Source organism: Bradyrhizobium sp. Rc2d (assembly GCF_900099855.1).
In the GTDB taxonomy this organism is placed as follows: domain Bacteria; phylum Pseudomonadota; class Alphaproteobacteria; order Rhizobiales; family Xanthobacteraceae; genus Bradyrhizobium.
In genome coordinates this window covers 87,335-107,248 of sequence record NZ_FNCU01000023.1, presented here as the reverse complement: position 1 = coordinate 107,248, position 19,914 = coordinate 87,335, and the positions used below count along the sequence as shown (strand labels likewise).

Here is a 19,914-nt window from a genome sequence, read left to right as displayed (position 1 = left end):
GTCGCAAGGGCTCCTCGCAATGACGGCTTCCTCGTGCTACACGCTGACCTGAGAGCACCCAGCGAGCAACCGGTTTGGCGAAGGCGATACGAACTCTGAAATGGCAGCGCGACCCCGAGGGGATGCGGCTGCGCATTCTCGAAGCTGCCAAGCAGGAATTCTCGGCCCATGGCCTCGCCGGCGCGCGCGTCGATCGCATCGCCGCCAAGGCCGGCGCCAACAAGCGCATGCTGTATTACCACGTCGGCAACAAGGACGAGCTTTATCTCGCCGTGCTCGAAGGCGCCTATGACAAGATCCGCAGCGAGGAGCGGGGGCTCGACCTCGAACATCTCGACCCGCCCGAGGCCATCCGCCGCCTGATCGAGTTCACCTGGAATTACTTCCTGCGCAATCCCGAATTCCTGTCATTGCTCCAGACCGAGAACCTCGCGCGCGCAAAGCACCTGAAGCGCTCGACCAAGGTCAAGTCGATGCACTCGCCCTTCGTCGAGATGATCCGCACCGTGGTGCGCCGCGGCGTCGACAGCGGCGATTTCCAGGTCGCTGTCGATCCGGTGCAGCTCTACATCTCGATCGCGGGACTCTGCTTCTTCTACCTCTCCAACTCGGCGACGCTCAGCGTGATCTTCGGCCGCGATCTGCTCGCCAAGGACGCCAAGGACGAGCGCCTCGCGCACATGGTCGGCCTCGTGCTCGCCGCCCTGACGGGGCAGTCCGCCGCCCTGTTCGAGCTCGCCAAGGCACCGAAGTCGCGCGCGGGTTTGGTGCAGACGGTTTAGCGCTGCGGTTCGCGCGCTGGTCGACGTTGCGCCCGCTCTTTCCAAACTCTCCGCCGTCATTGCCCGCGAAGGCGGGCAATCCAGTATTCCAGAGACGTTGGTGGGATACGGAGGGGCCGCGGCGTACTGGATTCCCTGCCGGAGCCTGTCATCGGGCTCGCCGAAGGCGAGACCCGGTGGCGGGGAATGACACCGAGAGTGCGGCGCGAATGTGCCTCCTCATCGTCGTCCCGGCGAAGGCCGGGACCCATACCGCGTGAACTCTCGGCTGTGTTTAGTGCCAATCCCGAAGGACCAGCTTTCGCCAAATTTCCCCCTGTGGTTATGGGTCCCGGCCCCCGTGCGCAATTGCGCACTAGGCCGGGACAACAACTGCTGGTTTGGCGAGATGCATGATCCCAAAACGCCCGGAACCCGCCGCAAAACGTCACAGGGAGGGGGCTGGACAGTATTTATCCAACGGGTTAATTTCTCTCCGCAACGAACAAGAATGCCGGGAGTGAGACGTGGCTGAGTTGAAGCCGCAGAGTGCGGTGTCGAAGATGCTGAATGCGGCCTGGGTTCGGCCGTTTTTGTTCCTGGTCTTCATCGTGGTTGCCTGGGATCTCGCGATCCGGCTGTTCAAGATTCCCGCCTACCAGATCCCGTCGCCGGCCGATGTCGTCGCGGTGCTGCGCACCGAATGGCCGGAACTGCTGCGCCAGTCCTGGCCGACCACTTATGCGACCGTCTGCGGCTTCCTGCTATCGGCGCTGTTCGGGATTCCCGTCGCGATGCTGATCGCGGGGTCGAAGACGGTGGAGAGCTATGTCTATCCGCTGCTGGTGTTCTCGCAATCCGTGCCGAAGATCGCGATCGCGCCGCTGTTCGTGGTGTGGTTCGGCTTCGGCATCATCCCGAAAGTGATCTCGGCCTTCCTGCTCGGCTTCTTCCCGGTGGTGGTGTCTGCCGTGCAGGGCTTCAAATCGGTCGACCCCGACATGGTCGATCTCGCCCGCGCCATGCAGGGCAGCCGCTTTCAGGTGTTCCGCGCGGTGAACCTGCCACATGCGCTGCCCGCGATCTTCTCCGGTCTCAAAGTCTCGGTGACGCTTGCCGTGGTCGGCGCCGTCGTCGGCGAGTTCGTCGGCTCCAATTCCGGCATCGGCTACGTGATGCAGCGGTCGATCGGCACGTTCGACTTGCCGACGATGTTCGCAGCCCTCGTGATCCTGGCGCTGCTCGGCGTGGTCCTGTTCTGGGTCGTGGACCGCATCGAGAAGCTGATCATCCCCTGGCATGTCAGCCAGCGCGAGGACGTGATTTTCGCCTCTTAAATATTTTCAGACTCTGAAGTGAAGCAACGAGCGGCCACCAACGGTCGACGCGATAAGGGCAAGGGAGAGTGACAATGAAGCGGTGGATAGGAGTCGTCTCGGCGGCGCTGATGGTGTTTGCGGCGGTGCCGGCGCAGGCGGCCGACAAGGTCGTGCTGATGCTGAACTGGTACGTCTATGGCGAGCACGCGCCGTTCTATTACGGCAAGGCCAAGGGCATTTACGCAGCCGAGGGCATCGACCTCGAGATCCAGGAAGGCCGCGGCTCGGCTGCGACCACCCAGGCCGTCGCCGCCAAGACCGCCGATTTCGGCTATGTCGACGTTCCCACCATGATGCGTGCCGCGATCAAGGGCGCGCCTGTGGTTGCGACCGGCGTGCTGCTCCAGACCAGCCCGATGTCCGCGATGAGCTTCGTCGACAAGAACATTAGGAAGCCCGAGGACATCAAGGGCAAGACGGTGGCGATCACGCCAGCCGATTCCATGACCCAGATCTGGCCGCTGTTCCTGAAGAAGACCGGCTTGAAGGAGAGCGACTTCAAAACCGTTGCCGGCGACGGCCAGACCAAACTCAACGCCGTCATCAATGGCCAGGCTGATCTCCTGCTCGGCTACGTCATGGACCAGTCGATGAAGATCAAGGACGCCACCGGCAAGGACGTCTATCCGATCAAGTTCGCCGACTACGGCATCAACATGGTTTCGTCAGGCATCATCGCCAACACCGACTATGTGAAGGCCAATGCCGATCTGGTCCGCCGCTTCATGTCGGCGACGACCAAGGCGGTCGAAGCGGCCGAGAAGGAGCCGAAGGCCGCGGCGCAGTCGATCCTCGATGCCAACCCGAAAGGCGGCAAGATCGATACGCTGACCCAGGGTTTTGAGCTGACCATCCCGCTTTACCGGACCGCGGAGACCAAGAGCAAGCGGCCGTTCCAGGTCACCGATCAGAACATGAGCGAGACCGTCAATCTGCTGGTCGAATATGGCGGCCTCGACGCCAAGGCCAAGGAGAACCCGAAGGCGTTCTACACCAACGACTATCTGCCGAAGAGTGGCTCGTGAAATCAGCGACCGTAATGAGCGAAACCGTCCAGCCGGCCGCGCATCTGAGACTGGTGAGCGAACGGGCTGCCGGCGATGCGTCGGGCATCAAACTGTCCGGCGTGTCCAAGACCTACCGGACGCGCGACGGCGATGTGCCGTCGCTGCAGCCGCTCGATTTCCACATCAATGACGCCGAGTTCTTCGTTGTGGTCGGCCCAAGCGGCTGCGGCAAGTCCACGCTGCTCAAGCTGATCTCGGGATTGCTGCCGCCGACCATGGGCGAGGTCCTAGTCGAGGGCGAGAAGGTGACGAAGCCGCACGGCAATGTCGGCATCGTGTTCCAGAACGCGTTGCTGCTGCCCTGGCGCAACATCCTCAACAACGTGATGCTGCCGATCGACATGAAGCGGCTGCCGCGGCAGCAATATCTCGATCGCGCCAAGTCGCTGCTGAAGCTGGTCGGGCTCGAAGGCTTCGAGAAGAAGCTGCCTTGGCAGCTCTCCGGCGGCATGCAGCAGCGCGCCTCGATCTGCCGCGCGCTGGTGCACGATCCCAAGATCATGCTGATGGACGAGCCGTTCGGCGCACTCGATGCGCTGACGCGCGAACGCATGAACGTCGAGCTGATGCGGATCCAGCGCGAGACGAAGAAGACGGTGCTGCTGATCACGCATTCGATTCCGGAGGCCGTGTTCCTCGCCGACCGCGTGCTGGTTATGACCGAGCGTCCCGGTGCGGTCGCCGCGATCTACGACGTGCCGCTGCCGCGCCCGCGCTCGCTCGACGTGATGGCTGACCCAGTGTTCACCGAGCTCGTGCAGCGCATCCGCAAGCATTTCTTTTCGCAAGGTGCATTGGACTGAGGGCAATGCGATTGAGTCGGGCTGCAACCGCGGCGACGGTGCGCTCCCTCCCCCGCCTGCGGGGGAGGGTTGGGGAGAGGGTGTCTCCGCTGGCAAGATTCCCCAAGAGGATAGAACCCTCACCCGGCGCTGCGCGCCGACCTCTCCCGCAAGCGGGAGAGGTGCACCGCGCCCGCGGCCACACCTCCGGAGCCAAGTAGCACCATGGCGCCGCGCCTGAAGTTGCGAGACATCGCCTTCTTCGAACGTCCCGTGCAGTTTGCGCGGCCGTTCCGCTTTGGCGCGATTACCATCAACGCGACGCCGCAGCTGTTCGTGCGCGTCGAGATCGAGGTCGAGGGCAGGAGCGTTGCGGTCGGCGCCAGCGCGGAACTGCTGGTGCCAAAGTGGTTCGACAAGCGCCCGGAGCTGTCGCCGGCGCAGACGGTCGATGGCCTGCGTCGCTCGCTGGAGATTGCACGCGGTCTTTATCTGGCGCGGACTGGATATCTGACGGCGTTCGATCTGCATGCCGCGTGCATCGGTGCGCAGGTTGCGACTTGTGCGAAGAAGAACATTCCCGCGCTTGCAGCGGCTTATGGTCCAGCCGAGATCGACAAGGCGATCCTCGATGCGCTGCTGCGCGCTGTCGGGACCAGCTTTTTCGACGGGATGGCCGCTAACATCGCGGGCATCGATGCGCGGCTTTCGCCTGACCTGAGCGAAAGGGACATCAGGACGTTCCTCTCCGGCCGGAAGCGGCTGGAGCGTGTTGCCATCAGGCATACCGTCGGACTTGATGATGCGGTGGAAGGTGAGGGCGGTGTTGCCGATCCACGCGAGAACGCCGGTGCTCGCTATTTCAAGCTCAAGCTGTCGGGCGATCCCGCGGCCGATGCGGCGCGGCTGGCGCGGATCGGCAAGGAGCTTGAGACGCTGGGACATGACTACAAGGTGACGCTCGATGCTAACGAGCAATACGCCGATCTCGCCGCGTTGCAGGCGCTGATGGCTCGGCTCGATCATGATGCAGCGTTGCGGCCGATCGCCACGCGCCCGCTCTATGTCGAGCAGCCGATGCCGCGCGACATCACAAGGCAGTCGCCGCTGGGCTCGCTGGCCACACGTGGCTTCATCATCGACGAAGCGGATGATTCCTATGACGCCTTCCCGGCAGCGCGGGCGCTCGGCTATCGCGGCATCTCATCGAAATCCTGCAAAGGCCTCTACAAGTCCATCGTCAATGCCACGCGCGCGGCGAAATGGAGCGCGGAAGGCGAGACCTTCTTCGTGACCGGCGAGGATTTGACCTGCCAGGCCGGCCTTGCCGTGCAGCAGGACCTCGCGCTCGGCGCCTTCATCGGCGTCACCCACGCCGAGCGCAACGGCCATCACTATGTCGACGGTTTTGGCGAAACGCCGGCCGCTGAAGCGGCGGCCTTCGCGGCCGCGCATCCCGATCTCTATGTCGATGCCGGGCAGGGCATCCGGCTCTCCATTCACGACGGCGATCTCCTGACGGGATCGCTTCATGCTGCGGGCTTCGCCACCTCGGTCCATCCGGACTGGTCGGCGCTCCGCCCGCTCGAACAGCCAAAATCACTTCAGGAGCAATTGTCATGACCACCCAGCGCCTCGGCCTCATCATGAACGGCATTACCGGCCGCATGGGGCTCAACCAGCATCTGATCCGCTCGATCGTCGCGATCCGCGAGCAGGGCGGCGTCCGCCTGAAGAACGGCGACCGCGTCATGCCCGATCCGATCCTGGTCGGCCGCAGCGCCGAGAAGGTCGAAGCTCTGGCCAAACGCTACAACATCACGCGCTGGACCACCGATCTGGATGCCGCGCTCGCCGACAAGAACGACACCATGTTCTTCGACGCCGCGACCACGCAGGCGCGCCCTGGTCTTCTGACCCAGGCGATCAATGCCGGCAAGCACGTCTATTGCGAGAAGCCGATCGCGACGAACTTCGAGGAGGCCGTCGAGGTCGTGAAGCTCGCCAACGCCAAGGGCGTCAAGCACGGCACGGTGCAGGACAAGCTGTTTCTGCCCGGCCTGAAGAAGATTGCTTTCCTGCGCGACTCCGGCTTCTTCGGCCGCATCCTCTCGGTGCGCGGCGAGTTCGGCTATTGGGTGTTCGAAGGCGGCTGGCAGGAGGCGCAGCGGCCGTCCTGGAACTACCGCGACGAGGACGGCGGCGGCATCATTTTGGACATGGTCTGCCACTGGCGCTATGTGCTCGACAACCTGTTCGGAGAAGTCGAGAGTGTGAGCTGCATCGGCAACACCGACATTCCCGAGCGCTACGACGAGCAGGGCAAGAAATACAAGGCGACCGCGGACGACTCGGCTTACGCGACGTTCCAGCTCAAGGGCGGTGTCATCGCCCACATCAACATGTCCTGGGTGACGCGGGTCTATCGCGACGACCTCGTCACCTTCCAGGTCGATGGCACGCTGGGCTCGGCGGTCGCAGGGCTCACCGACTGCATGATCCAGGCGCGGCAGGCGACGCCCCGTCCGGTGTGGAATCCCGACGAGAAGCGGCTGCACGATTTCTACGGCGACTGGCAGAAGATGCCCGACAACGTCACCTACGACAACGGTTTCAAAGAGCAGTGGGAGATGTTCATCCGTCACGTCTATGAGGATGCGCCCTACAAGTTCACGCTGCTCGAAGGCGCCAAGGGCGTGCAGCTCGCCGAATGCGCGCTGAAGAGCTGGAAGGAGCGGCGCTGGATCGACGTCGCCCCGATCAAGGCGTGACGTCTATTGGATAAGCCCTGATGTCTACTAAGCCGTCATTGCGAGCGAAGCGAAGCAATCCAGAGTCTTTCCGCAGAGGAAGTCTGGATTGCTTCGTCGCTTCGCTCCTCGCAATGACGGGGAGAGGTTCGAAGTCATGAACAAGCCCGTCCTGCCCAAGCCTGTCCCTTCAATGTCGTCATTGTCGCTAAAATTGCCGAAGGCCGATCGCTCGATCGAGACCTACCGGCTCGCGGCTTCACGCACCTTTCCGGCGAAGCTCGAAGGGCCGCTGAACCGCATCGCCTTCTCGGCCGTGCATACGGTGGCCGATCCCTTCGCGGACAATGATCCCTGGCTTTCGGTCGCTGTCGACTGGGACAAGACCATCGCATTCCGCGAGCACGTCTGGGACCTCGGTCTCGGCGTCGCCGAAGCGATGGACACCGCGCAGCGCGGCATGGGGCTGGACTGGCCGACCTCGCTGGAGCTGATCACGCGATCGGTGTCTGCCGCAAAGCGCCGCAACGCGCTGGTGTTCTCCGGAGCCGGCACGGACCACCTCGCAGTCGAGGATGCCAAGAGCCTCGACGACGTGATCCGCGCTTATGAGGAGCAGATCTCGGCAGTCGAGAAGGTCGGCGGCCGCATCATCCTGATGGCGTCGCGGGCCCTCGCAAAACTCGGCCGCAACGCCGATGATTACGCAAAAGTCTATGACCGCGTGCTGTCGCAAGTCCGCGAGCCCGTGATCATCCACTGGCTCGGCGACATGTTCGACCCGGCACTGACGGGATATTGGGGCACCAAGGATCTCGACAAGGCGATGGATACCGCGGTTGCCATCATCAACGGCAACGCCGCCAAGGTCGACGGCGTCAAGGTCTCGCTGCTCGACAAGCAGCGTGAGATCGATATGCGCCGGCGGCTCGACAAGCGCATCAAGATGTACACCGGCGACGATTTCAACTATGCGGAGCTGATCGCTGGCGATAGCCAAGGCTTTTCGCATGCGCTGCTCGGCATCTTCGATGCGATCGCGCCGGCAGCCTCCTACGCGCTGTCGCGGCTGGCAGCCGGCGACGACGCCGGTTTCCACGACGTGCTTGGACCGACGGTGCCGCTGTCGCGCTACATCTTCAAGGCGCCGACGCGGTTCTATAAGACCGGCGTGGTGTTCATGGCGTATCTCAACGGCCACCAGGACCACTTCACCATGGTCGGCGGGCAGGAGAGTGCGCGTTCGATGTTGCATCTGGCCGAGCTGTTTCGCCTTGCCGATCAGGCCGGCCTGCTCGCCAATCCGGAGCTGGCGACGAGGCGGATGAAGACGGTGCTCGCCTCGCACGGACTGGAAGACTGATGCGTGATTTCTCGTCCGACCACCGCTGGCTGTCGCTGAACACGGCGACGGTCCGCAAGCAGGGTGACCTCGTCGAGATCATCGAGGCCTGTGCGCGTCACGGCATTCGCGCCATCGATCCCTGGCGCGACCAGATCGCCGCCGTCGGTCTCGACCGTGCCGCACGCGCGGTGCGCGATGCCGGCCTTGATCTGTCAGGCTATTGCCGCGGCGGTATGTTCACTTCGGATGCGTCGCGCCGGGGCGAAGTTCGTGACGACAACCGTCGCTGCGTCGATGAAGCCAAGGCGCTCGGCGCGCCCTGCATCGTGCTCGTCGTCGGCGGCCTGCCGCAATATTCGCGGCCGGGCAGCGAGGCCTCGAAGGATATCGCCGCAGCGCGCGGGCAGGTCGAGGAAGCGCTCGCCGAGATGCTCGACTACGCCAGACAGGCAAACCTGCCGCTTGCGATCGAGCCGTTGCATCCGGCCTATGCAGCCGACCGCGCCTGCGTGAACACCACGAAGCAGGCGCTCGACATCTGCGACCGGCTCGACCCCGGCCGCAGCGGCATGCTCGGTGTCGCGCTCGACGTCTATCACATCTGGTGGGACCCGGAGCTGATGGGCCAGATCGCGCGCGCCGGCCAAGATCGCCTGCTCGCGTTTCATGTCTGCGACTGGATGGTGCCGACCAAGGACATCCTCAACGACCGCGGCATGATGGGGGACGGTGTCATCGACATCAAATCGGTGCGTCAAGCGGTCGAAGCGCAGGGCTTTGCCGGCTATTCGGAGATCGAAATCTTCTCCAATGACTGGTGGGCCAAGCCGATGGACGAGGTGCTGCGCACCTGCATCGCGCGGCACAAGACGGTGGTGTAGTTAACACGAGTGTTTCGGCGAAAAGTCAGACGATTGCGCTATCATCGATTCACCCTCAAACACCGGACTATCACTCGTCAATTCGTTCTGCGAAGCTCTCACAACACAAATGCGCTTGCAAACAAGCAGGCGCGGAGGGAGGTTCGCAGTGGAGAAAGTGCGACGCTTGCGTGCGATGAGCTCACTGTGCCGCCAACAGGCCGCATACAACAGCATGAACAAATGGAAGCTGCTCGCAGAAGCAGAATATTGGGATCATCTGGCCGATCTTGCGTTGTCTTCTTACTTTCAACAATGCAACGCGATCACAAACACGAATGATGTTGGGCCGAAGACGATTTCCGCGTGAGGTCAGAAAAGAGGCTGTCGTTTGCGTTACGTGTCGCTGCACCCGCACAGAGAGTGCGCAGCAGGGACATGCATGGTCTCGTCGAGCCTTGAAGCAGGACGACTAAGGCGTGGCTCGCGAGCCATGGTCTGATCGTGCAGGCACGGGCGAGGCGTAGGCCATCGTAGGTCCGCTCGGAGCCTAGGGCGGGTCGTTCAGTATCAGCAAACGTGCACGGGCGTTGCCTTTCCAACTAAGGGAGATTGAGGAGACGCGCCGACTTATTCGCCGAGAACGCGCCGCCGGTCCTCGAACTCGGCCTTGTCGATCTCGCCGCGCGCAAAGCGCTCCTTGAGAATATCGAGCGGTGTCCGAGCGGGCGGAGACTGGTGCGGTGGGTATGTCCCCGGCCACGGGCCGCCCAGCCAGCGAGCAAGGACAACCGCGAGGGCAACGAGAACCGCGAGAAACAGGATCATGAACAGCGGACCGAAGATCATGGCGTATCCTCCTCCGCCCCAACCCATCATGTGCGGACCCCAACCGTAGTAGCGTTCGGTATTCGACGGCGCCTGTGCCCAAGCTGCTTCCGGTATGAGGGAAAGAGCTGCGATCGCTTGGATCAAGACCTTCTGCATGGGCTTCTCCATCGTTGAAGAGACCCGACTCTACTCCGCCGGCCAGCTCTCTTTTTGCGCGAGGTCAATCGAGTCCGCGGCGCGTTCTCGCATCGACACCGCTACGACGGCGCCGGAAATGAACGTCAGGAGGGCGATCGAGATTATGGCCGCCGAAAGTCCGAATCGATCCGCGATGATGCCGGCCGATAGCGCCCCGATCGCGTAGCCGAGATCGCGCCAGAAGCGGTAGACGCTGAGCGAGCGCGCGCGCCAGCTTGGATGCGAGGCATCGGATACAGCGGCGATCAAGCTCGGATACACCATGGCGGTGCCAAGTCCGAGCAGGAGGCTGCCGATGAGCCACCACTCGAAATGACTGGTCGCCCCAGTCAGGAGCAAACCCGCGGCCTGTACCCACATGCCGGCTACGATCAGGCCCTTGCGGCCCCAGCGGTCGGACAGAGGACCCGTGGCGACCTGAAGGATGCCCCACGTCGCCGGATAGGTGGCCTTCAATATGCCGATCCGATCGACGGGCAGACCGAAGGAGGCGAAAAACAGCGGGAAAATGCCCCAGCTCATGCCGTCATTGAGGTTGTTCACCAGCCCGGCCTGCGATGCGGCGAACAGGTTGCGATCTCTGAACGACGTGAGGACAAAAATCTCCCGGAAGCTGATCGGAGCCGGTTGCGGGCCGTGGCCCGCCGTCTCCAGCCGCACATGCTCGCGCGTGTCGCGCACTAAGAGGACCGAGAGCGCGAAGCCTAGGATAGCGTACACGACGCCGAGGTAGATAGGCGCCGGCCGCAGCCCGTACTCCGACGCAAGATATCCGGTGAGGTAGGCGGTCACGCCCACTGCCAGATAACCGGCGAACTCGTTCAGGCCCACGGCCAAACCGCGCGACCTCGGCCCGACCAGATCGATCTTCATGATCACGGTCATCGACCAGGCAAAACCCTGATTGATGCCGAGAAGGGCGTTGGCGGCGATGACCCATTTCCAGCTCGGCGCCCACATGATCATGAATGGCACCGGCAGCCCGACGAGCCAGCCGAGGATGAGAACGCGCTTGCGACCCCAGGCGTCGGCTAGTTGCCCGGAGACCAGATTGGCGCACGCCTTCACGACGCCGAAGCTCACGATGAAGGACACAACGAGCGTCGTCGAACCGATCTTGAATTCCTCAGCGCCGATCAGCGGCACGACAGTTCGCTCGATGCCGATCATGCCGCCCACGAAGGCGTTGATCAGGACCAGCAGAGCGAACTGCGGCCAGTTTTCCTTCAGCCCCAACCTGACCGAAGGCGAGCCTTGCGGGGCGGCTACCGCTTCGCTCATGGCATCAGGCCGCAGCGGCATTGACGCCAGAAATTGACGGCTCTGATGGCCGCGGCTTCCGGCGGCGCCGGCGGAATCTCGGCGACCATGAACCGGACAAACTCGGCTTCATCCTCAATCATGAAGGCCTGGTTGTGCCGTCTCTCGAAGCCGATCGTGGACCAGGGCTTGCCGCTCAGCCGGCGACCGCAGACCGAACCCGCATAGGCGCCGGGCAGTACCTCGACGTAATCAGGCAGGCCCTTCAGCTTGCGCACGCTGCGGAACAGTTGCTTGGCGCCTTCTTCGGCGCTGGCGGCGAGTTCGGTCCGGCCGAGATCGCCGACCATCAGGGTATGGCCGGTCAGGACGAACCAGGGTTCGTCGGCGCGTGTCCGGTCAGTCACAAGAATGCAGATGTGCTCGGGCGTGTGACCCGGGGTGTGGAGAACGGTCGCCGTGACGTTGCCGAGCGGAAGGACGTCGCCGTCGCCCACACCCCTGAACGGAAACGACACACAAGCTGCCGACGAGAGCACGTAGGCCGCTCCCGCTGCATCGGCGAGAGCCTGGCCCGCCGAGAGGTGATCGGCGTGGACATGCGTATCGATGACGAAGTGAATGCGCATGCCGGCATTGTCGGCGGCTTGCAGATAGGGCTGGATATCGCCGACGGGATCGACGACCGCGCCGGCCGCCTTGCCGCCGCAGCCGAGGAGGTAGGAGATGCCGACGGGATCGCAATGCAAGAACTGGCGCAGGATCATGGACTTGCACTCCTCTCTAAGAGCGGCTAAATAACATTCAATCGATCTGCTGAATGATATATTCAAGGGCTGCCGTGTCAAGTACCGGACCGAAACACGCGATCTATGAGAACCTCGCCGAGGTGGCGCAGGCATTGGGCCATCCGCACCGGCTTGAGCTGTTGGAGCACCTCGCGCAGGGCGTGCGCAGCGTCGAGGAGCTGTCGGCCCGCGCCCATCTGTCGTTCGCCAACACCTCCCGCCATCTGCAGATCCTCAGGCGTGCGCGCCTGGTCGAGACGGAGCGTCGCGGTAAACACGTTCTCTATCGCCTGGCCGGCGAGGCCGAAGTGGTCGCGCTGATGAAGGCCCTGGGCCGGGTCGGCGAGCGGAATATCGCCGAGATCGGCCGCGTCGTGACCGATTACTTCCAGGCCCGCGACGCGCTCGAACCGGTCTCGCGAGATGACCTGGTCGCAAGGTTGCACGACGATCTGGTCACGGTGCTTGATGTCCGTCCCGAAGACGAGTTCGCCCTTGGCCATCTGCCGGGCGCGCTCAACATCCCGCTCGCCGAACTGGAACGACGCCTCGGCGAACTTCCGAAAGGCCGTGAGGTGATCGCCTATTGCCGCGGTCCGTATTGCGTCCTTTCGTTCGAAGCGGTCGCAGCGCTCCGGACGCGCGGCTATCGCGTCCGTCGGCTCGAGGACGGCTATCCCGAATGGAAAGCCGCCGGCCTGCCGGTCGAATCCGTCGCTTAAGACAAGCGGATCTGGTGCATCATGGATGATAAGCCTTATCGCGCAGAAGCCGCGTGGCCGATTGTTGGCCTGAAGGACCTCAACGCGCCCTCGGTGTTTCGGCCCGAAGCCCTGTTGAGGGAGGCGCGTCGGCAGAGGCAGTTGCCGCTCTTCGCTGTCCCCGAAATCTGCGTGCTCGATCCGGACGGTGATGTTGTCCGTCACCTCAAGCGGACCGGCACCGGCCGTACCCATGAAGGTTGGGCCTGCTATCACACCGAACTTCTTGCCTTCGATCTCGACGGCCTCGGCGAGGTCGGCATCGTCGGCTGCGCCGTCGGCGCTCCGTTCGCCGTCCTGGTCGCCGAGCAGCTCTTCGCATCAGGCTGCCGGCTGCTGGTCAGCGTGACGTCCGCCGGACAAATCACCCCAATCGGACCCACGCCATACTTCGTCCTGATCGACCGCGCCCTGCGCGACGAAGGGACGAGCTATCACTATTTACCCGGCTCCACGTTCGCCGAAGCACCCGACGTGCCGCTTCTCGCGCGGGTCGAGCAGGCCGGGCGGGCTCTGCCGGGCATCACGCTGCATCGGGGTGCGACGTGGACGACCGATGCGCCCTACCGCGAAACCGAAGCAGCGATCGCGCGTGCGCGCGATCTGGGGACACTCGCCGTCGAGATGGAAGCCGCTGCTCTCTATGCCTTCAGCGCGGCGAGCGGCCGTCCCGTCGTCTGCTTCGCGCACGTCACGAATGCGATGGCGCAGACGGAAGGCGACTTCGAAAAGGGCGAGGCCGACGGCGCGAAGGCGACGCTCGCGGTCGTTGCCGCTGCGGCTCGCGGCTGGTCGGCGACTTCAGCAAGCTGAATCAGGAAGGCAACTCGGCCGAAACCTCACTTGCCTCACGGCCGTTGGTAAAAATCCAGGAGCATAACTGAACTTGAGGTCTCCGGCTCCGGGCCATCTGCGACCTCGGAGAATGTCCGCTCTTGGGCCGCTGTTAGGGGTCAACCGGACATCGGCCAGCCGCTTGATGAGTACATGCCCTAAGGCATGATCCGGAAAAGTGCGAAGCGGTTTTCCGGAAAGATCATGCGCAAACAACAACCTAAAGCGCGATGACGATTCATCCAAATCGCATCGCGCTCACCCCGTTTCGTTCGACCGCTGCGCAAATGGCAACGCGAGAACGCGACGCTGCCCTCACGGGCTTGCGACCTGTTGCAGCGTGTTGAAGCGCGCCTTCTGCTCGCTGCTCAGCGTGGCGTAGAACTCGTCCAGTGCAGGTTCGACCAGCTTGGCGGCCGTCAGCATGGCCTCGAGCCGGTGCTGCATCGCCTCCAGCCGTCCGACCGGCGTCAGGGGCACATCGTTCGGGCAGGCCGCCTGCAGGTCCTGAACGCCCTTCGCTGTCGCTTCGCCGAGGCGGTCGAGCGCCTCCTTCTGCTTGCCTGCGGGGTGGAGCACGGCCTCGATCCTCTGGATCGGCAACTGGGTCAGGCTGGACTTGGGATCACCGCAGCCCTCGGCACTGGCTTGCTGCTGCTGTGACGAGCGGTCGCCGACATTGGGGCCGAGCGCGTTGAAGCGGGCCTGCTGTTCGTCACTGAGCGAGTTGTAGAACTTCTCCAGTGCCGGTCGCACGATCTTGACGGCTTCCAGCGTCGCGCTGATGCGGTTCATCATCGCGCGCAAGCGGCCAGGCGGCGTCAGTGCATAAGTCTCCGCGCAGGAATCCTTGAACACACCGGCAGCGTCGGCCGCCGCAGTCTTCAACTCGTCGAGCAGCGCGCGTTGCTCCGGCGTCGGCTGCACTGCTTTCGCGATATCGGCAAGCGGCCAAGCTGTCACGCCCTTGTCCGGCGTGCCGCACAATTGCTGTAGCGTTTGCGGGCTCACGCTGGCGCGCGGCCGGGCGCGGCCGCCGCCGCCAGCTTGCGGATAATCATACGGGTTGGTGCTGGCAAAGGCGGAATAGGGGCCGTCACCGCCCCAGAACACGGTGTCGACGAAGTCGTCATACGCGTACGCCCAATAGCCGGGCTCATAAGCATAGGACCAGAACGTGTAGTCAAAAATGTCGGAGTAAGCGTATGGCCAGAACACCGGCCCAAGCCACGCCACGAATACCGCGGGATGACGGTGACGCCAGGCCTGCCGGGGAGCCCAGCCGCTCTGGCGGGTGAGGAGGGCGGCTTGGGTCTGCGGAGCGGCCTGCTCACGGAAGCGCTCCGCAAACCGCCCGCGCTCGGCAGCCTGCACAGCGGCGGCCGTGGCGGCTCGCCCAACCGTCGTCGGCTCAGGTCCCAACCGCTGCAGGCGCGCCTGATCACTTTGCTGCAAGCGCTGTTCGCGCTGCAGCAGCCGGTTCTGCGTCTGCAGCATCCGCTCCTGCGCGCGTTGCGCCCGCAGGCCTTCCGGCTTCTGCGACTGCAGTTGCTGGACGCGCTGCTGCATGCGATCGATGCGGCTCTGCCGTTCTGTGCTCTGGCGCGACAGCATCTCGCGCTGCTGCTGCTGCACCACCTGCTGGCGCTGCTGGATCTGCTGCTGGCGCTGTTGCGCGCGCTGTTCGATCTGATCCCGCCGCGACAGCCGCTCGCTCGCGGCCGCCGGCGCGCTGGGGCGTGAGGGGGCTGCGATATGCGGCGTCCGCTGGGGTGCCATGGCCGGACGCTGCACTGCTGCCGGCGCCCGATGGATTTCAGGCCGCGGAGCCGCCACGTGCGGGGCCGCCCGCGACGGTGGTGCAGCGAAATGTGGTGTCGGGCGGGACGGCGGTGCAGCGAAATGCGGGGTCGGGCGCGATGGCGGTGAGGCGATATGCGGCGCCGAATGTTGCGGCATGGCCGGTCGTTGCGACATGGCCGGGGGATGGAATGCCGGCGCGGCGGGACGCGCCATGGCTGGCGCCGCCGGACGGGCCATGGCCGGTGGTGCTGCTGGCCGAGCTGCCGGCGCTGCGCCCGCACCGGGTGGTCCGCCCCTTCCGTGTCCCTGGCCGGGTCCTTGGGCGAACGCACTGAGGCTCGCCGACAGCATCGAGACACCAACTAAAACAGCCGTAAAGCAAAAGCCACGCGGAAGCATGATTGCAGCTCCCAGCTCGTAATCGCCCACAACATTTCAACGCGCAGCTGGCGAAATCGTTCGTTGTTGGCCGCTTCAGCCATTGCGATCTTCCGACGCAGGCAGCCTCAAGAGAAATCCTGCGTCAGGGTGGTGGCGAGCCGCTCCAGCGCCCAGTCGACCTGGTCGCTGGTGATCACCAGCGGCGGGGCGATGCGGATCGTGTGCTCATGGGTATCCTTGGCGAGGATGCCCTTGGCCTGAAGCGCCTCGCAGTAGCGGCGTGCGCGCCCGGCCTCGGGATGCAGCTCGACCGCCAGCATCAAGCCGCGTCCGCGCACCTCGCGGATCGTATTGGCACGAATGTCCTTCAAGCCTTCCAGAAAGCGCGCGCCCTGCCCGGCCGCGTTGTCGATCATGCCTTCCTCGACCAGCACGCGGATCGCCGCGCGCGCCACCGCGCAGGCAAGCGGATTGCCGCCAAAGGTCGAGCCATGCTGCCCGGGTCTCAATGTGCCGAGCACGTCGTTGTTCGAGAGCACGGCCGACACCGGATAGAAGCCGCCGGACAAGGCCTTGCCGAGCTGCGTCACGTCCGCCTCGATTCCCTCGTGCTGTTCGGCGAGCAGCTTGCCGGTGCGGCCGAGCCCGGTCTGGATCTCGTCGAGCACCAGCATCACGTTATTGGCGGTGCAGAGCTCCCGCACCTCAGTGAAATAGCCGGCTGGAGGAATGACGACACCGGCTTCGCCCTGGATCGGCTCGACCAGGAAGGCGACGGTGTTTGGCGTGATGGCCTCTTCCAGCGTCGCGGCGTCGCCGAACGGGATGATCCTGAAGCCAGGCGCGAACGGACCGAAATGTGTGCGCGTCTCGGGGTCGGTTGAAAAGCCGACGATGCCCAGCGTGCGTCCGTGGAAATTGTTGGCACAGACGATGATTTCGGCCTGGCCGTCCGGCACGCCCTTCACCTCATAGCCCCATTTGCGGACCGACTTGATCGCGCTTTCGACCGCCTCGGCGCCGCTGTTCATCGGCAGCACCTTGTGGGAGCCGGTGAGCGCCGCGATCTCCTCGTAGAACAAGGCGAGCTGGTCGTTGTGGAAGGCGCGCGAGGTGAGCGTCAGCCTGTGCGCCTGTTCGACCATCGCCGCCAGGATCTTGGGGTGGCAGTGGCCCTGGCTGACCGCCGAATAGGCTGAAAGGCAATCGAGATAACGGTTGCCTTCGGTATCCCAGACCCAGACACCTTCGCCGCGCGACAGGACGACCCCGATCGGCTCGTAATTACGGGCGCCAAAGCGTGCTTCCGTTGCGATGAAATCAATGACCGACGCGCTCATCTGCCGTCACTCCATTGCTGCACGCGGGGGCGTCAACCGACGGCACCGGCGGCCTTCAGCTTGATCTGGGGATCAGCCTGCCGCCTTGGAAGCCTTCGTGCGCCCGATTGCGTGCCGCGGCCTGATTTTCCTTAAATGTCCGGTAGTTCTGCGGAGCATCAGGGCATGGTTCGCCGACCCAGGCTCTACTGTGCATGGGGTTGTTTTCGTCATTTTTGTTTGGAGGCCTCACCCGATCGTGCAAGGCACACTCAAAAAGCCGCGAAACCGGACCCGTCCGCCCCGCACCGGCTGCCCGCTCACGGCATAGTTCGGGAATCGCGCCAGGAAGCGCGAGATCGCGATCGCGCCTTCCAGCCGCGCGAGGGCCATGCCCGCGCATTGATGCGCGCCGGTGGCGAAGGCGAGGTGCCGGTTCGGCGTGCGCGCGATGTCGAAGCGTTCGGGGTCCGGAAACTGCGCGGGGTCGCGGTTGGCCGCCCCAATACACAGCGTCACCGACGTGCCGGCCTCGAGCACGACGCCGCCGAGTTCGACCCGTTCGGTCGTCATGCGGTTGCCGAGCTGATTGGAGCTCTCGTAGCGCAGCATCTCCTCCACGGCGGTCTTGATCATGTCGGGGTTGTCGATCAGGCGCTGCTTCTGATCCGGGTTCCGATGCAGCGCGACGAGGCCGTTGCCGATCAGGTTGGTGGTGGTCTCGTGACCGGCATTGAGCAGGAAGATGCAATTGTGCAGCAGCTCCTTCTCGGTCAGCCGCTCGCCGTTCTCCTCGCCGCTCCCTTCTCCTTGGATCAGGCGCGTCAGCACGTCGCGCTCGGGATTGCCGGGCTTTTGGCGCCGGCGCGCGACCAGCGTCTCGAGATAGGCGAGGAAGTCCTGTACCGCCTTGTTGCCGCGCGCCGCCGCTTCGGGCGACACCACCGGTTCGAGCGCGCCCAGGATCGCCAGCGACCAGTCGCGCAGCGGCGCGCGTTCCTCGTGAGGCACGTCGAGCAGATTGCCGATCACCTCGATCGGAATGGAGGCGGCAAAGTCCTCGATCAGCTCGCAAGACCCTTTGGCAGCGATGGCGTCGAGCAGGCCGTCGACCAGCTTGATGAGGTCGCCCTCCATTCCGGCGATGGCGCGCGGCGACAGCGCGCCCATGATCAGGCGGCGCACGCGGGTGTGGGAGGGCGGATCGTTGAAGACGAGGCTCGTGGTGTGGTGCTCGTAGAGCAGGCTGTCGCCGTATTTCGGCGCGAACTCGCGCTTCTTGTCCGAGCTGAACGATTTGGTGTTCTTGTAGGTGGTGACGAGATCGTCATAGCGGGTCAGGAACACGGTGCCGTTCGGCAGGCGCTTGACCGGCTCGTTCTCCCGCAGTGCACGATAGGTCGGATAAGGGTTGTCGTAGAACTCAGGCGTCAGCTTCTCGAGATCGAAGCTTGCCGCCAGCTCCTTCGCATCTGCGTTCATCCCGTTATACTCGCCGGTTAAAGCCGATATGCCGTTTTTGTTGTTCTGATCGACGCACGCATGCGTCTACAGTCGCGCCGTCTTTGCTAGCCGACCGGACAGGAAAATGCACGCGCGCGCTGACGCTCCCGACACGGCCCCGAATTGGCCCGACGATATTTTCGCGACATTGCAGCGCTTCGACGTCCGGCAGGTGCCGTACGTGCCCGACGCCGGTCACTCGAAGCTGATCCAGCGCGTGCTGGCCTCCTCCACGATGCGCGGCATTGCGCTGACGACGGAGGAGGAGGGCGTGGCACTTCTCGCTGGCGCCTGGGCGGGCGGACAGCGCGGCGTGTTGCTGATGCAGTCGAGCGGCGTCGGCAATTGCATCAACATGCTGTCGCTGATCCCGATCCTGCGCTTTCCCTTCCTCACGCTCGTCACCATGCGCGGCGAGTGGGGCGAGTTCAATCCGTGGCAGGTGCCGATGGGATCGACCACGCAGGGCGTGTTCGAGCTCTCCGGGGTCAAGGTGCTGCGCGCCTCGAACGCGGCCGAGGTGCCGGCCGTGTTGGAGGCGGCCGCAGCGCAGGCCTACAACGCGCTCACCCCCACCGCCGTCCTGTTGTCGCAGCGCCTGATCGGCGCCAAGGTTTTCACCAAATGAGCAAGGCCAATCTCCTCGACCGCCGCCAGGTGGTGTCCACGCTGCTCGCGGACCGCAAGGATGTCGTTGCGATCGGCGGCTTAGGTGCCGCCACCAACGACATGTGCGCGGCCGGCGACCATGCGCGCAACTTCTATCTCTGGGGCGGCATGGGTGGCGCTGCGATGATCGGGCTCGGGCTCGCACTGGCGCAGCCAAAGCTGCCGGTGCTGGTCATCACCGGCGATGGCGAGATGCTGATGGGTATGGGCAGCCTCGCCACCATCGGCCTGCAAAAGCCGGCCAATCTCTCCATCGTCGTGCTCGACAACGAGGCCTATGGCGAGACCGGCGGCCAGACCAGCCACACCTCCGCGGCCGCCGACCTCGTCGGCATCGCCAGGGCCTGCGGCATCGAGGACAGCCGGGCCGTCACGACCATGGCCGAGGTCGAGGCCCTCGCAAAGGCCGTCCACGACGTCTCCGTGGGCCCCCGCTTTGCCAATGTGAAGATCGACAGCGCGAGCGTCGAGCGGATCTTGCCGACCCGGGATGGGACCTACATCGTCAACCGGATCCGTCGCGACCTGGGCTTCCAGCCGATCTAGGACCAGCCTTGCCCGGCGCCCCATCCTGCTCGTGCGCCGTGTACTCTAGCCAGTTTCTACTGAATCTAGAGGTTGCG

Annotated in this window: 21 protein-coding genes; 15 read left to right on the top strand and 6 right to left on the bottom strand. The window is 64.2% G+C overall.

The genetic code is table 11. The features are described 5' to 3' along the window. The first annotated feature begins 74 nt into the window (after window positions 1-74). From BLV07_RS26315 to BLV07_RS26270, 9 genes are all read left to right on the top strand, one after another. Window positions 75-782: a TetR/AcrR family transcriptional regulator gene (locus BLV07_RS26315; protein WP_176945760.1), complete on the top strand. Its 708-nt coding sequence runs from the start codon at window positions 75-77 to the stop codon at window positions 780-782. A 506-nt stretch (window positions 783-1,288) separates the two neighbouring features. After that, a complete protein-coding gene (locus tag BLV07_RS26310; protein ID WP_091891646.1) occupies window positions 1,289-2,098 on the top strand; it encodes an ABC transporter permease in 810 nt (269 codons plus the stop codon). 74 nt (window positions 2,099-2,172) lie between these two features. Beyond that, window positions 2,173-3,165, top strand: a complete 993-nt coding sequence (locus BLV07_RS26305) for an ABC transporter substrate-binding protein (RefSeq protein ID WP_176945759.1) — start codon at window positions 2,173-2,175, stop codon at window positions 3,163-3,165. A 14-nt stretch (window positions 3,166-3,179) separates the two neighbouring features. After that, window positions 3,180-4,010: an ABC transporter ATP-binding protein gene (locus tag BLV07_RS26300; protein WP_091891640.1), complete on the top strand. Its 831-nt coding sequence runs from the start codon at window positions 3,180-3,182 to the stop codon at window positions 4,008-4,010. Window positions 4,011-4,214: 204 nt separating this feature from the next. Beyond that, window positions 4,215-5,612 (top strand): enolase-like domain-containing protein, encoded by a 1,398-nt coding sequence (locus BLV07_RS26290; protein ID WP_091891637.1) that lies wholly within the window; start codon window positions 4,215-4,217, stop codon window positions 5,610-5,612. Then, entirely contained in the window at window positions 5,609-6,760 is a 1,152-nt protein-coding gene (locus tag BLV07_RS26285; RefSeq protein ID WP_091891634.1) for a Gfo/Idh/MocA family protein, read from the top strand. The genes BLV07_RS26290 and BLV07_RS26285 overlap by 4 nt, the downstream gene beginning before the upstream one ends. A 136-nt stretch (window positions 6,761-6,896) precedes the next feature. Then, window positions 6,897-8,102 (top strand): dihydrodipicolinate synthase family protein, encoded by a 1,206-nt coding sequence (locus tag BLV07_RS26280; protein ID WP_091891631.1) that lies wholly within the window; start codon window positions 6,897-6,899, stop codon window positions 8,100-8,102. Further along, window positions 8,102-8,965: a sugar phosphate isomerase/epimerase family protein gene (locus tag BLV07_RS26275; RefSeq protein ID WP_091891627.1), complete on the top strand. Its 864-nt coding sequence runs from the start codon at window positions 8,102-8,104 to the stop codon at window positions 8,963-8,965. The genes BLV07_RS26280 and BLV07_RS26275 overlap by 1 nt, the downstream gene beginning before the upstream one ends. Window positions 8,966-9,113: 148 nt before the next feature. Next, window positions 9,114-9,314: a hypothetical protein gene (locus BLV07_RS26270; RefSeq protein WP_091891624.1), complete on the top strand. Its 201-nt coding sequence runs from the start codon at window positions 9,114-9,116 to the stop codon at window positions 9,312-9,314. A 260-nt stretch (window positions 9,315-9,574) separates the two neighbouring features. On the opposite strand, the gene BLV07_RS26265 is transcribed toward BLV07_RS26270, so the two are convergent. The 3 genes from BLV07_RS26265 to BLV07_RS26255 are packed head-to-tail and all read right to left on the bottom strand — an operon-like array spanning window position 9,575 to window position 12,000. Continuing rightward, a complete protein-coding gene (locus tag BLV07_RS26265; RefSeq protein WP_091891728.1) occupies window positions 9,575-9,931 on the bottom strand; it encodes an SHOCT domain-containing protein in 357 nt (118 codons plus the stop codon). Between the two features lie 30 nt (window positions 9,932-9,961). Next, window positions 9,962-11,275, bottom strand: coding sequence for an MFS transporter (locus BLV07_RS26260; protein ID WP_244551216.1), 1,314 nt, complete (start codon window positions 11,273-11,275; stop codon window positions 9,962-9,964). Beyond that, a complete protein-coding gene (locus BLV07_RS26255; RefSeq protein ID WP_091891619.1) occupies window positions 11,251-12,000 on the bottom strand; it encodes an MBL fold metallo-hydrolase in 750 nt (249 codons plus the stop codon). The genes BLV07_RS26260 and BLV07_RS26255 overlap by 25 nt, the downstream gene beginning before the upstream one ends. A gap of 74 nt (window positions 12,001-12,074) precedes the next feature. Between BLV07_RS26255 and BLV07_RS26250 the strand changes: the two genes are divergently transcribed. Continuing rightward, entirely contained in the window at window positions 12,075-12,743 is a 669-nt protein-coding gene (locus BLV07_RS26250; protein WP_091891724.1) for an ArsR/SmtB family transcription factor, read from the top strand. 21 nt (window positions 12,744-12,764) lie between these two features. Next, on the top strand, window positions 12,765-13,595 hold the full coding sequence (locus BLV07_RS26245) for a nucleoside phosphorylase (protein WP_091891617.1): 831 nt from the start codon (window positions 12,765-12,767) through the stop codon (window positions 13,593-13,595). A 336-nt stretch (window positions 13,596-13,931) separates the two neighbouring features. Here BLV07_RS26245 and BLV07_RS48990 read toward each other — a convergent pair whose 3' ends face one another. After that, window positions 13,932-14,852: a Spy/CpxP family protein refolding chaperone gene (locus tag BLV07_RS48990; protein ID WP_244551215.1), complete on the bottom strand. Its 921-nt coding sequence runs from the start codon at window positions 14,850-14,852 to the stop codon at window positions 13,932-13,934. A 72-nt stretch (window positions 14,853-14,924) separates the two neighbouring features. Here BLV07_RS48990 and BLV07_RS48985 point away from each other — a divergent pair, with 72 nt between their 5' ends. Together BLV07_RS48985 and BLV07_RS46500 are read left to right on the top strand one after the other, a co-directional pair. Beyond that, window positions 14,925-15,359, top strand: coding sequence for a hypothetical protein (locus BLV07_RS48985; RefSeq protein WP_244551214.1), 435 nt, complete (start codon window positions 14,925-14,927; stop codon window positions 15,357-15,359). Beyond that, window positions 15,356-15,754 carry a hypothetical protein gene (locus BLV07_RS46500; protein WP_176945749.1) on the top strand — a complete coding sequence of 133 codons (399 nt, stop codon included), beginning with the start codon at window positions 15,356-15,358 and terminating at the stop codon, window positions 15,752-15,754. Before BLV07_RS48985 ends, BLV07_RS46500 begins: the two co-directional genes overlap by 4 nt. A 171-nt stretch (window positions 15,755-15,925) precedes the next feature. On the opposite strand, the gene rocD is transcribed toward BLV07_RS46500, so the two are convergent. Together rocD and BLV07_RS26230 are read right to left on the bottom strand one after the other, a co-directional pair. Next, complete coding sequence (rocD, locus tag BLV07_RS26235) at window positions 15,926-17,140, bottom strand: ornithine--oxo-acid transaminase (RefSeq protein ID WP_091891611.1); 1,215 nt, start codon at window positions 17,138-17,140, stop codon at window positions 15,926-15,928. A gap of 228 nt (window positions 17,141-17,368) precedes the next feature. Continuing rightward, complete coding sequence (locus tag BLV07_RS26230; RefSeq protein WP_091891608.1) at window positions 17,369-18,601, bottom strand: cytochrome P450; 1,233 nt, start codon at window positions 18,599-18,601, stop codon at window positions 17,369-17,371. Window positions 18,602-18,707: 106 nt separating this feature from the next. Here BLV07_RS26230 and BLV07_RS26225 point away from each other — a divergent pair, with 106 nt between their 5' ends. Continuing rightward, window positions 18,708-19,250: a phosphonopyruvate decarboxylase gene (locus tag BLV07_RS26225; protein WP_091891605.1), complete on the top strand. Its 543-nt coding sequence runs from the start codon at window positions 18,708-18,710 to the stop codon at window positions 19,248-19,250. After that, window positions 19,247-19,837, top strand: coding sequence for a thiamine pyrophosphate-dependent enzyme (locus tag BLV07_RS26220; RefSeq protein ID WP_091891601.1), 591 nt, complete (start codon window positions 19,247-19,249; stop codon window positions 19,835-19,837). Before BLV07_RS26225 ends, BLV07_RS26220 begins: the two co-directional genes overlap by 4 nt. Window positions 19,838-19,914 lie beyond the last annotated feature (77 nt).